Source organism: Nocardia sp. NPDC047648, assembly GCF_040642815.1.
GTDB lineage: Bacteria > Actinomycetota > Actinomycetes > Mycobacteriales > Mycobacteriaceae > Nocardia > Nocardia gamkensis.
The window spans coordinates 30,813-45,102 of sequence record NZ_JBEYSX010000023.1 but is presented as its reverse complement, the minus strand read 5'-3'; the positions used below and the strand labels follow the sequence as shown (position 1 = coordinate 45,102).

The 14,290-nt window shown below is 68.2% G+C and carries 13 protein-coding genes and 1 pseudogene; 11 read left to right on the top strand and 3 right to left on the bottom strand.

Annotated elements, in window-relative coordinates; genetic code table 11:
* Nucleotides 1-11: 11 nt before the first annotated feature.
* Nucleotides 12-1,148, bottom strand: a complete 1,137-nt coding sequence (locus ABZ803_RS33025; RefSeq protein ID WP_357045409.1) for a lipase family protein — start codon at nt 1,146-1,148, stop codon at nt 12-14.
* 116 nt (nt 1,149-1,264) lie between these two features.
* Between ABZ803_RS33025 and ABZ803_RS33020 the strand changes: the two genes are divergently transcribed.
* From ABZ803_RS33020 to ABZ803_RS33000, 5 genes are all read left to right on the top strand, one after another.
* A complete protein-coding gene (locus ABZ803_RS33020; RefSeq protein WP_357045407.1) occupies nt 1,265-1,894 on the top strand; it encodes a TetR family transcriptional regulator in 630 nt (209 codons plus the stop codon).
* 74 nt (nt 1,895-1,968) lie between these two features.
* Nucleotides 1,969-2,673, top strand: a complete 705-nt coding sequence (locus ABZ803_RS33015; protein WP_357045405.1) for an endonuclease/exonuclease/phosphatase family protein — start codon at nt 1,969-1,971, stop codon at nt 2,671-2,673.
* A gap of 145 nt (nt 2,674-2,818) precedes the next feature.
* Complete coding sequence (locus ABZ803_RS33010) at nt 2,819-3,346, top strand: hypothetical protein (RefSeq protein ID WP_357045403.1); 528 nt, start codon at nt 2,819-2,821, stop codon at nt 3,344-3,346.
* A 355-nt stretch (nt 3,347-3,701) separates the two neighbouring features.
* The gene (locus ABZ803_RS33005; RefSeq protein ID WP_357045401.1) at nt 3,702-4,274 is read left to right on the top strand and encodes a copper chaperone PCu(A)C; all 573 of its coding nucleotides are present in this window, start codon (nt 3,702-3,704) and stop codon (nt 4,272-4,274) included.
* The gene (locus ABZ803_RS33000; RefSeq protein ID WP_357045399.1) at nt 4,267-5,478 is read left to right on the top strand and encodes a Dyp-type peroxidase; all 1,212 of its coding nucleotides are present in this window, start codon (nt 4,267-4,269) and stop codon (nt 5,476-5,478) included. Before ABZ803_RS33005 ends, ABZ803_RS33000 begins: the two co-directional genes overlap by 8 nt.
* Nucleotides 5,479-5,558: 80 nt before the next feature.
* On the opposite strand, the pseudogene ABZ803_RS32995 reads toward ABZ803_RS33000, so the two are convergent.
* A pseudogene (locus ABZ803_RS32995) lies at nt 5,559-6,695 on the bottom strand (transcription termination factor Rho, short form); the annotation flags it as partial.
* A 343-nt stretch (nt 6,696-7,038) separates the two neighbouring features.
* On the opposite strand from ABZ803_RS32995, the gene ABZ803_RS32990 reads away from it, so the two are divergent.
* A complete protein-coding gene (locus ABZ803_RS32990) occupies nt 7,039-7,206 on the top strand; it encodes a hypothetical protein (protein WP_357045397.1) in 168 nt (55 codons plus the stop codon).
* A gap of 103 nt (nt 7,207-7,309) precedes the next feature.
* On the opposite strand, the gene ABZ803_RS32985 is transcribed toward ABZ803_RS32990, so the two are convergent.
* On the bottom strand, nt 7,310-8,326 hold the full coding sequence (locus tag ABZ803_RS32985) for an ABC transporter substrate-binding protein (protein WP_357045395.1): 1,017 nt from the start codon (nt 8,324-8,326) through the stop codon (nt 7,310-7,312).
* A gap of 161 nt (nt 8,327-8,487) precedes the next feature.
* Between ABZ803_RS32985 and ABZ803_RS32980 the strand changes: the two genes are divergently transcribed.
* From ABZ803_RS32980 to katG, 5 genes are all read left to right on the top strand, one after another.
* A complete protein-coding gene (locus ABZ803_RS32980; RefSeq protein ID WP_357045393.1) occupies nt 8,488-9,249 on the top strand; it encodes an enoyl-CoA hydratase in 762 nt (253 codons plus the stop codon).
* Between the two features lie 296 nt (nt 9,250-9,545).
* A complete protein-coding gene (locus ABZ803_RS32975; RefSeq protein ID WP_357045391.1) occupies nt 9,546-10,067 on the top strand; it encodes an SRPBCC family protein in 522 nt (173 codons plus the stop codon).
* Nucleotides 10,068-10,079: 12 nt separating this feature from the next.
* Entirely contained in the window at nt 10,080-11,249 is a 1,170-nt protein-coding gene (locus tag ABZ803_RS32970) for a zinc-dependent alcohol dehydrogenase (RefSeq protein ID WP_357045389.1), read from the top strand.
* A 276-nt stretch (nt 11,250-11,525) separates the two neighbouring features.
* Nucleotides 11,526-11,969: a Fur family transcriptional regulator gene (locus tag ABZ803_RS32965; protein WP_040871953.1), complete on the top strand. Its 444-nt coding sequence runs from the start codon at nt 11,526-11,528 to the stop codon at nt 11,967-11,969.
* Between the two features lie 35 nt (nt 11,970-12,004).
* A complete protein-coding gene (gene katG / locus ABZ803_RS32960) occupies nt 12,005-14,236 on the top strand; it encodes a catalase/peroxidase HPI (RefSeq protein ID WP_357045387.1) in 2,232 nt (743 codons plus the stop codon).
* Nucleotides 14,237-14,290 lie beyond the last annotated feature (54 nt).

Below are 14,290 nucleotides of genomic sequence, written 5' to 3'. Positions count from 1 at the left end.
ATCGCCCCGGCTCAGGCGAACAGGCGGGCGACGAACGGAATGCTGTGCGGCAACGAAGCGGCCATCGTGGCGCTGTGATCCTTCCCCGCGTACACGTGCACGTCGGGCCGGACACCGTGCGATTCCAGATCGATGACCAGCTTCGCGGTCAACGGGGCGGGGACGTCGGTGTCGTTGGTGCCCTGCCCGAGGAATAGCGGCCGGTCGTATCCCGTCAGCGGGACGTCCATGACCGGGCGGGCCGTGGCGGCGAAATCGCCGTCGGCGAGCGGGCGGGAGAACAACTGGTCGACCGAGATTCCCTGCGCGCGATCGGCGAGCGGCTGGAAGCACAGCGACTCCGCCGCGATCGCCAGTTGCTTGCCGACCGGGCTGAGATAGCTGTCCAGATCGAAGCCTGGTCGCGCCGCCTTCAATCCGTTCATCACATACGCGATATAGGCGGTGAGGTGCGCGTTGCCGATCGCGGGCACACCTGGTCCGAGGAACGAAGCGGCCTCGACGATATTGGAGGCGGGGCCGGTGGCGACGGCGCCGCGATAGTCGAGTTCGGGTGCGTATTCCGTAGCCAGTGACGCGGTGAACACCGCGGCGCCCCCGCCTTGCGACTGCCCGATCGCCACCCATTTCGACGACAGCGAAACGTCGGCCGCGCGAGCCGCACGCACCATGTCGATCGCCGCGTGCGCCTCGGCGCGTCCGTCCAGGTACGCGTGCGGTCCCGGGGTGCCCAGACCGATGTAGTCGGTCGCGACGACGGCGTAACCCTGGCGCATCCAGGTCGCCAGGTAGTCCAGGTCGCGTTTGCTGCGACCCGCGGTGGAAGGCGCGCATTCGTCGGCGAGGCCGACCGTTCCGTGTTCCCAGGACAGCACCGGCCAGCCCCCGCTCGGCGGCGTGCCCGCGGGCACGAAGACGGCGCCGCTGGACAGCGCGGGCTGGTCGTCGGAGGTCCGGGTCCAGTACGTCAAGCGACGGGCCGAGCCCGCGCCCTCGATCCAGAGCGGTTCGGGCATTGCCGCATCGGCGGCGACCGTGCCCGGCGCCGACCCCAGCCCCGCGGGATCGGCCACCGCCGGACCCATCTGGGCGCCCGCGCACAGCAGCGCCGCCATGGCCACGGTAATTCCCGCACGTCGCACCGACATGGGCGTCACCTCTCGATCGTCGGCTTGGTGTCTCGATGAGACACTCTAACCCGACAATCGGCTAAAGTGTCACTTTGAGACATCAACGTCGGACCATCGCGAAGAGAGCTGCGGACATGACGGGCGTGAACGGTCCACGCGAACGCGAGAAGACGCGAGTGCGCCGGGAGTTGGTCGAGGCGGCGCTGCGGCTGTTCGAACTACACGGGTTCGAACAGACCACCGTGCAGCAGATCGCCGACGCCGCGCGGGTCTCGCGGCGCACCTTCCATCGCCATTTCCCCTCGAAGCTCGCGGTGGTCTTCAGCCACGAGGAAGACCTGATGGCGCAATTGCTCGCCGCCGTCGACCGGCGCCCGGTGAGCGAATCGGTGCTGACCGCGCTGCGCGCGGCATTGCGCGACTTCTTGCTCGATGAGCAGGACGCCCCGGCACGCCACCGCCAAGCGGACACCGCGCGCCGGGCCAGGCAGCTGCTGGTCGGCAATCCGGAATTGCGCCGGGAGAACTTCATCGGCGCCCTCGGACGCCAGCGCGCGATGGCGCTGAACTTCGCCGCCCGCGCCGGGCTCCCCGCCGGCGATCTGCGGCCGCAGCTCACGGCCGCGGCCTGTTTCGCGGCCTTCGGCGTCGGCCTCGATCACTGGATGATGGGCGCGGACCATTCGATTCCGGCCCTGCACCGCGTCCTCGATCGCGCGGTGGCCTCGCTCCAGCAGGGCATCGACATCGAGGGCGCGGGCTGAGCGCGCCGAGGGCGGCGCAGCCCGCGCCGTAACCCGTTCCACCCGGGTCGCATACCATCGCGAAGGTGATCACGGTGGCCACTTGGAACGTTCTGCATCGCGTGCACGCCGAGAACTGGTACGAGGACGTCGCTACCCGATGGCCGGACGAGGGGGCGCGGATCGCCGCGGTGACCGCGCGGGTGGCCGAACGCACCGAACGGATCATCGCGTTACAGGAGGTCAGCGGCGATCAGTTGGCCGGTCTGCGAATGGCGCTGCCGGGCCGGACGATCCACGCGATGCGGTATCAGCGGTTGCCGACACCGCGGCGCGTCCCCAGCTCCCTGCTCGACGGCGGCGAATATCTGGTCGTGCTCACCGCCGAGCCGAGCCGTGAGGTCACCGCCGAATCCTTTGCCCAGGACCGCGGCAAAGGCGCACTCGTCGTCGACGCGGGCGGCCTGACCGTGATCGCCACCCACGTGACCGGTGACCGGCGGCGCGCCGACCAGCTCACCCGCCTGGCCGAACTCGCCACCGACGCATCACAGAACGCCGCGGTGCTGCTGGGTGACTTCAACATCGACCGCGCCTCCGTCGCCGCCGGGTTGGGCGACGCCTTCGTCGTCGCCGAATACGCCGTGGGCGCGATCCCCACCCGTCCGCGTGATTCGGGCCCGAAGTCGCAGTACATCGACCACGTGGTGGTGCACGGGGCGACCGTCACCGCGGCGGCGGTCGACGATGTCGGCGGGGTATCCGACCACAACCTCGTCCACGCGGCCCTCGCGATCTGAGTCGGCCACGTCGCCGTTGCGCTGCAGAGATATTGCGCGCCGAGCCGATTCGGCCCGAACAGCCCGGACTCGCGGCAGACCCGATGGCAGGGCTCGAACTCGATCCGATGCCGGTCACCGCTACGACAGGAAGTAGTATGAGCCGGTGGATAATCCGGCGGTAGTAGCGGCGCGGATGCGCGGCGCGTTCGTCGGATCCGCGGCCGGGGCGGTGAGCATCGCGGCGCACGCGCTCGGCGGCGGCGCGCTGTCTCCCGGCGCCGCGCCGATCGCCCTGCTGATCGCCGCGTGCGCGGCGGTGGGCGTGCTGGCCGGTGCGCGGCCGCACCGGCGTGGACCGGGTGAGATCATGGCGACGCTGGCGGTGGGGCAAGCCGTCGCGCACGTCGCATCCACCCTGTCGTCCGGCCATCACCACCACGCGGGCACCACGTCGGCGATGCTCCTGACGCATCTGGCGGCCGTTCCGCTCGGCGCGCTGCTCATCCGCGCCGCCGAACAAGGTGTGCTGCGGGCGGTTTCCGACGTGCGGCACGCGGTGCGCGTGCTCGCCGCCGGGCCCAGCGCACCGGTCCGGCTCGGCTCGTTCGCCTTCGGCCGGGCGCTGCCTCGTCCACGGCGCCTGCCGCTCGCTTCGGGCTCCGGTCTGCGCGGTCCACCACTCCGGGCCTGACCTCTTCCTCGCGCCGGCGAGCATCGCGGGCTCACCGCCCCGCGACGCGAATCGGATCGACATCGTCCACGCGGCTCGAAACCCTGGATTCAGCGAATGCCATGGCAGCTCGTGGCACACGGCACAGCGGTTCGCCACGAGATTCGGTGAGCCGCAGTCTATTTCGACGAGTCCCCCAGTGGTTGCGGCGTTCAGGAGAACGCCCGCCTCGGCCGGTCCGGTGATGTCCCCACGACTCCGCTGCGCCGGCCGATCGCACCCCGGTGACGGACCGGCAGGCCCACCGGCGGATCGGCCGACTCCGCACGCCTCGTCGGCGCACCACACCACATCGCGCGAAACTTCCGGAGTTCTCATGTTTGTCAATAGCTTCACTGCACCACCGATCTCTCGCCTCCTGCGGGGCGCGATCGCCGCCGCGGCGGTGCCGCTTCTGCTGACCGCGTGCTCGTCGGCCGACAAGGCCGACACCGTCGCATCAGCCGATGCCGTGACGATTGCCGACCAGTGGGTCAAGGCGGCCGACAGCGGGATGTCGGCCGCGTTCGGCGACCTGATCAACAGCGGCGATACCCCCCGCACCATCGTCTCGGCCACCAGTCCCGCCTCCGGCCGGATCGAGCTGCACGAAGTGGTCACCGACGCGAACGGGACGAAGGCGATGCGGCCCAAACGCGGCGGATTCGTCGTCCCCGCACACGGCCGCACCCAACTACGACCCGGCGGCGACCACATCATGTTCATGGACCTGCACGGACCACTGCGCACCGGATCGGAGACATCGCTCACGCTGACCTTCGACGACGGCTCGAGCACGACGTTCACCGCCCAGGTGCGCGACTTCGCGGGCAACCAGGAGAATTACGTGCCCGATCACGCGGGCGGCGAGTCACACGCCGGCGCGCAGACCCCCGCCCACGGTGGCTGAGCGGAACGGACCGCGACCCGCACGGATCAACCGGCGGCGCCTGCTGGGCGGCGGTGCCGCCGCGGCAGGCGTCGCCGGTGCCGGGCTCGGCGCCGCCGCCCGCATCGGACGGCGCGGGCCCGATCCGGCGCCGTGGGACGCGTCGGTGCCGTTCTACGGACCGCACCAAGCCGGGATCGACACCCCGGCGCAAGCGCACGCGGCGTTCGTCGCATTCGATCTGAGAGCGGGAGTGGGGCGCGAGGACCTCGTCGGACTGCTGAAGATATGGACCGGCGACGCCGCCCGGCTCACCCAGGGGCGGCCCGCCCTCGCGGACACCGAACCCGAACTGGCGCAGCGCCCGGCGCGGCTCACCATCACCGTGGGTTTCGGGCCCGCGGTGTTCCCGGCGACCGGCCTCGAGCACCGCAGGCCGTCCTGGCTGCGGCCGCTGCCCCCGTTCCCCATCGACCGGCTCGAAGCCGCCTGGAGCGGAGGCGACCTGCTCCTGCAGGTGTGCGCGGACGAGGCGACCACGGTGGCGCACGCGGTGCGTGTGCTGTGCCGGAGCGTGTCGTCGCTGGTCACCGTGCGGTGGGTGCAGCGTGGATTTCGCGATGCCGCGCCGGGCGGGACGCCGCGCAACCTGATGGGCCAGGTGGACGGCACGGTGAACCTCGCTCCCGGCACGCCGGAGTTCGCCCGCCTGGTATGGGACGACGGCGCGATCCAGCCCTGGCTGAGCGGCGGCACCTCGTGCGTACTGCGGCGGATCGCGATGACATTGGACACCTGGGACCGAATCGACCGAGAGGAAAGGGAACTCACCATCGGCCGCACCGTTGCCAACGGTGCTCCGCTGACCGGAACCGACGAGTTCGACGAACCGGACTTCACGGCCGTCGACGCGAACGGGATACCCGTCATCCCGCCGTCGTCGCACATCGCTCGAGCTCATCACACGCACGACGGCGAGCGTTTCCTGCGTCGCGGCTACAACTACGACGACGCGCCCGCGCCGGGCGGGATCTCCAACTCGGGTCTGCTGTTCGCCGCCTATCAGCGCGACGTGGACACGCAGTTCGTTCCGGTGCAGCGCAGGCTCGCGGAATTCGACGCGCTCAATGTGTGGACGACGCCGGTCGGTTCCGCGGTGTTCGTGATCCCGCCCGGGGTCGCGGCACCGGGCGGTTATCTCGGGCAATCACTGTTCGAGGCGTGAGATGTGTTCGGCGCCCAGTTGGGCGCCGAACACATCAGGTCAGAACACCTGCAAGGCATCCCGTCGAACAGCGCGTCGTCTCAGCCCGCGTTGCGGATCTGGGTCAGGAAATCTCCATTGGTCTCGGTTTGCCTCAGGCCGGTCAGCAGCAGTTCGAGCGCTTGCTGTGGGTCGCGGCCCGACAGGGTCTTGCGGAGGGATCGAGTGGCGGCGAGTTCATCGGCGGTGAGCAGCAGTTCCTCTTTGCGGGTGCTCGACCGGTCGATGTCGATCGCGGGGAACAGGCGGCGGTCGGCGAGGTGCCGATCGAGCTTCAGTTCGGCGTTCCCGGTGCCCTTGTACTCCTCGAAGATCACGGTGTCGGCCAGCGAGCCGGTCTCGACCAGCGCGGTGGCGATGATGGTGAGCGAGCCGCCGTTCTCGATATTGCGGGCGGCGCCGAGGAACTTCTTCGGTGGCGCGAGCGCCCCGGCGTCGACGCCACCGGAGAGGATCCGGCCGGACCCGGCGGCCGCCAGGTTGTAGGCACGGGCGAGCCGGGTCAGCGAGTCCAGCAGAACCACCACGTCGCGGCCCATTTCGACGAGACGTTTGGCGTGTTCGATGGCCAATTCGGCGAGCGCGATGTGTTCGCGGGCCGACTGGTCGAAGGTCGCGGCGGCGACCTCGGCAGGCACCGCGCGGGACAGGTCGGTCACCTCTTCCGGGCGTTCCCCGACCAGTACCAGCATCAGGTGGCACTCGGGATGATTCTTGGCGATGCCGTGCGCGATGGATTGCAACGCGGACGTCTTGCCGGCCTTGGGCGGTGCGACGATCATCGCGCGCTGGCCCTTGCCGATCGGCATCATGAGGTCGGTGACGCGCGTGGTCAGCTCGTGCGGCTCGGTCTCCAGCCGTAGCCGGTCCTGCGGATAGATGGGAATCAAGTCGGCGAAGTGCGGTCGCGACCCGGAATTGCCCGGAGGCAGGCCGTTGACGCGTTCGACTCCGACCAGCGGCGCGAGTTTCGCGCCTTCCCGCTTGGATCCGACTGTGCCGGTGACGATATCGCCACGGCGAAGGCCGTACTCGCGGATCGAGCGCACGGGCACATGAGCATCGTGCGGTCCGGGCAGGTAGCCGTCGACGTGCAGCGAGGCATGGTTGTCGGTGATATCGAGGATGCCCGTGACCGATGTCGTACGGTTCTCTCCGGTTGCGTTGTCTTGTCTGCGAATAGTGTTGTCCTGCATGGATTTACTCCTGCCGAGTTGTGGATGCGGCGGGTCGCCGTGAATGCCGCCTGCTGGGAATGACGCTCGCTGCGGCGCGCCGATGTGCTGTGTGGCCGGAGCCATCCAGTCCGAGCGCGGTGCCGTGGGCACGACATGCGAGAACGCCGTGGCGAATGTGGACTCTTGTGGGAGGGAACTGTCACCTACATCCACAAGATGGATACCGCACCAACAGTAGCGGCACCAGTGACAACACGCAATGGCGCCCGATTGTTCCAGTGGTCGATCGGATGACCATCGCCATGATCGAACCAGTACGGCGCACGTCGCACGAATCTGAGAAATGCGAGCCGAGTGGGTGGGCGGGGCGATGATCACGCCCGGCGTGACCGGCCTCGACGACATCCTGACCGGCCTTGCCGCACATGGCATCGGCCACGAACCGGTGGAGACCTATGGCAACGTCGTCGTACCCGACCCCGACGGGGACAGCCTGTCGCTCTCCGAATAACCGAGCGGCGACACGAATGCGCGAGACGACGCTCGGCTCCGCATCGAGAAATCCGACAGGTCGGGCTCTCGCGGCACGGCGGGAGCCCGACCTGTCTTGCGCACTACTTCGGTGCGTACGGGTTGTATTCGTTGGTGTAGAACTTCGAAGGATCGAACGAACCGCTGATCGCGCCGGTATCTCGCAGCCAAGCCTCCCAGCGCAGAAAGTCGGCGTCGGTGATGACGCCGCTGACGGCGGGCACTCCGACCGACAACCAGTACTTCACCGACGAGGCGTCCTCCCCCGATCGCTTCCGCTTCTCGATGATCTCGGTGAACTTCGCGATCACCTGGTCGCGCGGGGTCGTCTTCTGCCATTCGATGGCTTTGGCGACCCCGTCGACGAATGCGCGGACACTGTCGGGATTCTTGGCGATGAAGTCGTCGCGGAAAACGTACTGACCGCCGTTGAACGGACCGAATTCCTCGTAGTCGGTGAACACCGGACGCAGTCCGCCGTTGGCGATCGCCCGTTGCTGGAACTGCCCGCTCAACGCGGCGACGTCGACCTGACCGCGCCGAACGGCGTCCTCGGTGTTCGGCGGGGGCAAAACCACCAGCTGAACCGACTTGATCTGCTGGTCGTCGAGACCGATCTTCTTCAACGCGGTGTGGATATCCGCCTCGGACTGGCCGCCCAGCGTATTCACTCCGATCTTCTTGTCCAGCAGATCTTTCGGAGTCTTGATCGGGCTGTTCTCGGGAACATAGAACCCGGTGAACGTCTTCTCGTCGGACCCGTAGTAGTTCACCACGGCCGTAATCGGCGCGCCACCCTGCGCCAGCTTGGCCACCGCGCCCCCGAACGCACCGCCGAAGTCGACCTGACCGGTCGCTGCCGATTGGATGTCCTGCGGACCGCTGATGGTATTGCCTTGCCACTCGAGCTTCACTTTGCCGTCGAAGAAGCCGAGATCTTCCGCGAGTTCCGGAATGACGACTTGAGACGCCCAACCTTGATAACGCAGGACCGGCACACCGCCGGACGTACGGACCTCCCCGCCGCCGCATGCGGTCAGCAGCATCGCCACCGTTGCGGCGACTATCGCGCCGACCAGAAACCTGCTGTGCGCTCTCACGCTCATACTCTCCTCGCTAGCAGCAACGCACCGACGCGTCGCAGTCCAGCGATCGTTGAGCACGGGCGATCTCGCGTCCATGATTGTTTTCGGCGCGATTCGAAAGCGGCGATCAGCACGTGCGTGTCCACCGGCCGCGCCCGGGCGCCTACGATCCGGTCATGGCGGAGATCAGCACAGAGCGGCGGGACAAGGTCGCGGTCATCACCGTGCACGACCCGGATCGGCGAAACGCGTTGACACCGGAGCTGTCCGGACAACTGGCCGCCGCGGTGGCCGAGGCCGAGCGCGATACCGGCGTGCACGCGGTGGTCGTCACCGGAACCCCGCCCGCGTTCTGCGCGGGCGCCGATCTCAGCGCGCTCGGCGAGGCCCGGGAGCAGGGACTGCGGGTGATCTACGACGGATTCCTCGCGGTCGCGCGATGCGCACTGCCGACCATCGCGGCGGTCGGCGGCGCGGCCGTCGGCGCGGGACTCAACTTGGCGCTGGCCGCCGACGTGCGGATCGCAGGCCCCCGCGCCCGGTTCGACGCCCGGTTCCTGCGGCTCGGCATTCATCCGGGTGGCGGGATGACCTGGATGCTGCAACGCGCCGTCGGGCCGCAGCGGGCCGCCGCGATGACGCTGTTCGGGGAGATTCTCGACGCCGAGGCCGCCCGCGACGCCGGTTTGGCGCACCGGGTGATCGACGGTGACCACGCTGCGCTGCTGGACGGCGCGGTCGAGTTCGCCGCGGCCGCGGCCGACGCGCCACGCGACCTGCTCATCACCACCAAGCGCACCATGCGCCACACCGCGAATCTGGCCGCCCACGCCGACGCGGTCGACGCCGAGATCGTACCGCAGGTGGCCTCTCTCGAATCCCCCGAATTCGCCGCGCGGCTGGCGGCGAAGAAGGCCGAGATCGGCCGATCGAGATGATCCGACGGCGCTCGTGCGGCAGGGGCCGGCCGCCGCGCGCGTGACCCCGTTCGGCGGCCGGACAGCCGAGGAAGGCGAGCTCCGGTCCCGCTGACCTTGGCGGATCGAGCGACAACGGCGAATCCGGTTTGGTGTATTCAGCGGCGGGTAGCCGCTTCGAGACCGCATAGGACATGCGCGGCAGTTCTTGCTCCTCGTCCTCTGCGACCGACGATTCGTGCTGCTGCCCCCCAGGGCACGGTGCTTCTCGTGCGCGTCGAAGTGTCGGGCGACTACGGAGAGCAACAGGAGGCCCCATGCACTACATCGATGACACCAAACATTTGCTGAGCGACCTGGTGGGGTGGCTGATCGAGTCGGCGAGCAGCTATTCGAGCAGCCAAACCGTGACCATCGCTCGCCCGCGAGCCGAAGTCGAGCGGTTCTGGCGCGACCCGGCGAACCTGTCGGAGGTGCTGGGCGATGTCGCCGAGGTCAGGTCCACCGAACCGTCGATTTACGAGTGGACGTTGCACTCCGGCACCGACGGGCGCACGACCTGGAAGACCACCCTGCGCGAGGAGGACGGGCATCTGCGGTTCGTCGGCTCCGAGGACGAGGACAGCGCCTCCGCCCGTGGCCTCGAGGTCGACCTCGGCTTCCGGGACGCGCCGCGCAACCTGGGCACCGAAGTGACCATGCGGGCGCGGACCCCCCTGCCCGACCTGCTGACCGGCGCGGCCATGTTCACCGCCCTGTATCGAGCCCGAGCCCGGCTGCAGACCGGCGAAATGCCCACCCTCGCCCACAATCCGAGCGCTCGCTCGTCGGCTCGGTGAACAGGAGGAGACATGCGTGCGCTCTGCTGGAACGGCGTCGACGACCTCGCCGTGGAAACCGTGCCCGACCCCACGCTGGTCAATCCGCACGATGCCATCGTGCAGGTGCGGCTGACCACCACCTGCGGCTCCGACCTGCATTTCATCGACGGATATCTGCCCGGAATGCGGGAAGGTGACGTCTTCGGGCACGAATTCATGGGCGAAGTCGTCGAAATCGGGGCCGAGGTCGGCTCGACAAAGGTGGGCGACCGCGTCGTCGTCCCGTCCTTCATCGGGTGCACATCGTGCTGGTATTGCGACCACGAACTGTATTCGATGTGCGACACCACCAATCCGAACGGTGCGCTGCAACAACCGCTGCTCGGCTATCCGAGCGGTGGGATCTACGGCTACACCCACCCCTTCGGCGGCTATCAGGGCTCCCACGCGGAATACGTCCGCGTGCCCTTCGGCGACGTCAACTGCTTCCGGATACCGGAAGGCATCACCGACGAACAGGCATTGTTCCTCTCCGATGCCGTACCGACGGGCCTGATGGGCGCCGAGTTCTGCAATATCCACCCCGGTGACACCGTCGCGGTGTGGGGTAGCGGCGGGGTCGGATTGATGGCCGGGCACACCGCCCGCCTACTCGACGCCGACCGGATCTTCGTCATCGACCGGTTTCCCGAGCGGCTGCGCGTGGCCAGTGAGCAATTCGGCGCGGAGACCATCGACTACACCGCCGTCGACAGCGTCCAGGAGACGCTGCGCGAGAGCACCGGTGGCCGCGGCCCGGACGCCTGCATCGACGCCGTCGGAATGGAAGGCCACGGCACCGGATTCCAGCAGATCTACGACAAAGCCAAACAACTCCTGCGGCTGGAATCCGATCGGGCGACACCGCTGCGAGAAGCGATTCTCGCGTGCCGGAAAGGCGGCGTGGTCGCCGTGCTCGGCATCTACGGCCTCACCGACAAGTTCCCCATGGGCGTCGTGACCAACAAAGGCCTCACCATTCGCACCGCACAGCAGTTCGGGCAGCGGTACGTGCCCCGGATGTTCGATTACATCCAGCAGGGTGACCTGGACCCGTCCTATTTGATCACCCACGACATGCCACTCGACGACGCGGTGTACGGCTACGACATCTTCAAGCACAAAAAGGAAGGGTGCATCCGATCCGTCTTCCGGCCTTGATGCCGAATTTTCGAAGGATTGGGTGACCCTCCGGCGGCCCGCCCGTCTCGAGCCATGCGGCGCGACTTCCCCCCTGCGCGCCGACGCCCGGCACTGTGGTCGGCGGGGGGCTTCGAGCCGCGTGATCGCGACCAACCGCCGGGGCGCCGGGACGCCGACGGTGGCACCGCCCCACCGACCCGGCTACCAGGTTCGGAAGCGCCGATCTCGATTGGGAGAGCGCGACTTTCGGACAAACTCTTGACTCGTTCCAGAAAGCGGACGAGACTTCCGTGCATGCCAACGGCCTCGGAATTCCAGCAGCTGCTGCGAGGAGTTTCGCTGCGTGTGACCCGTCCGCGGGTCGCGGTGCTCAGCGCGGTGCACGACCATCCGCACGCCGACACGGAGTCGATCATCCGTGCCGTTCGATCCGCGCTGCCCGAGGTATCCCATCAAACGGTGTACGACTCGTTGAACGCGCTCACCGCCACCGGCTTGGTACGGCGTATTCAGCCCTCCGGGTCCGTCGCGCGCTACGAGTCGCGCGTCGGCGACAATCACCACCACGTCGTATGCCGGGCGTGCGGGGTGATCGCCGATGTCGACTGCGCCATCGGCGATGCCCCGTGTCTGACCGCGTCCGATGACAGCGGGTTCTCGATCGACGAGGCCGAAGTCATCTACTGGGGCCTGTGTCCCGATTGTGTGGAAACACAGGCTTCCCGATCACATCCGTGATCGCAGCCCACATCACTCATTCAGGAAGGAATGCTGTGTCATCCGATAGCCGCCCGCCCAATCCTGACACCGAAACTCACAGCTCGAGCGAAAGTGAGAACCCGGCGATCCCGTCGCCCACCGCGAAGACGGATCATCGCCCCCGCAGCAACAAGGACTGGTGGCCGGAGCAGATCGATGTCTCGGTGCTGCACGCCCATTCGTCCAAATCCAACCCCCTGGGTGAGGACTTCGACTACGCCGCGGAGTTCGCGAAACTCGACGTCGATGCCCTCAAGACCGACGTCGCCGCGGTCCTGACCGATTCGAAGGACTGGTGGCCCGCCGACTACGGCAACTACGGCGGCCTGTTCATCCGGATGAGCTGGCACGCCGCGGGTACCTACCGCATCGCCGACGGCCGCGGCGGCGGCGGTCAGGGCGCGCAGCGCTTCGCGCCGCTCAACAGCTGGCCGGACAACGCCAATCTGGACAAGGCTCGCCGGCTGCTGTGGCCGGTCAAGCAGAAGTACGGCAACAAGATCTCCTGGGCCGACCTGCTCGTCTTCGCGGGAAACGTGGCCTTGGAGTCGATGGGTTTCCAGACCTTCGGTTTCGGCTTCGGCCGCCCGGACATCTGGGAACCGGAAGAGGTCTTCTGGGGCCCGGAGGACACCTGGCTCGGCGACGAGCGCTACAGCGGCGACCGTGAACTGGCGGGCCCGCTCGGCGCCGTCCAGATGGGCCTGATCTACGTGAACCCGGAAGGCCCCAACGGTCAGCCGGATCCGGTGGCCGCCGCGCGGGACATCCGGGAGACGTTCGGCCGCATGGCGATGAACGACGAGGAGACCGCCGCACTGATCGTCGGCGGCCACAGCTTCGGCAAGACCCACGGCGCCGGTGACGCCGGCCTGGTCGGCGCCGAGCCCGAAGGCGCCCCGATCGAGCAGCAGGGCCTGGGCTGGAAGAGCGCCTACGGCACGGGCAAGGGCAAGGACGCCATCACCAGCGGCCTCGAGGTCGTCTGGACGTCCACCCCGACCCGGTGGGGCAACGGCTTCCTGCAGAACCTGTACGGCTACGAGTGGGAGCTGACCAAGAGCCCCGCCGGAGCCTGGCAGTGGAAGCCGAAGGACGGCGCGGGCGAGGGTGCCATCCCGGATCCGTTCGACGGCCCCGCGCGTACCCCGACGATGCTGACGACCGACCTCGCGCTGCGGGAAGACCCGATCTACGGCGAGATCACCCGTCGCTGGTTGGAGCACCCCGAAGAGCTGGCCGAGGCGTTCGCCAAGGCGTGGTACAAGCTGCTGCACCGCGATATGGGACCGATCACCCGCTACCTGGGGCCGTGGGTTCCGGAGCCGCAGCTGTGGCAGGACCCGGTTCCCGCCGTCGATCACGAACTGATCGACGAGCAGGACATCGCGGCCCTGAAGAGCAAGGTCCTCGAGTCCGGCCTGTCGGTGGCGCAACTGGTCAAGACTGCCTGGGCGTCGGCGGCCAGCTACCGCAGCACCGACAAGCGCGGCGGCGCCAACGGTGCCCGGATTCGTCTCGAGCCGCAGAAGAACTGGGCGGTCAACGAGCCGGACGAGCTGGCCAAGGTTCTGCCGGTGCTCGAGCAGATCCAGCAGAACTTCAACGGTTCCGCCTCCGGCGGCAAGAAGGTCTCGCTGGCCGACCTGATCATCCTGGCCGGGTCCGCGGCGATCGAGAAGGCCGCGAAGGACGCCGGGCACGACGTCACCGTGCCGTTCACCCCCGGGCGGACGGACGCGACCCAGGAGAACACCGATGTCGAGTCGTTCGCGGTGCTGGAACCGCGGGCCGACGGGTTCCGCAATTACGCGCGCAGCGGCGAGAAGGCTCCGCTGGAGCGCCTGCTGCTCGACCGGGCCTACATGCTGGACGTGACCGCTCCTGAGCTCACGGTGCTCATCGGCGGTCTGCGGGCCTTGGGTGCCAACTACGGCGGCACCGACCACGGTGTGTTCACCGACCGGCCGGGCGTGCTGACGAACGACTTCTTCGTCAACCTGCTCGACCAGGACACCGAGTGGAAGGCGTCCGAGTCGGCGGAGAACGTCTACGAAGGCTTCGACCGGTCCTCCGGTGCGGCCAAGTGGACGGCCACCGCCAACGACCTCGTCTTCGGGTCGCACTCGGTGCTGCGCGCATTGGCCGAGGTGTACGCGCAGGACGACGCCGGGGCGAAGTTCGTGAACGACTTCGTCGCCGCGTGGGTCAAGGTGGTCGAGAACGATCGGTTCGACCTCGCCTGATCCGTCCGGGCGAATTCCAGGCCGACCCTACGGGGCCGGCCTGGATTCGCGGGT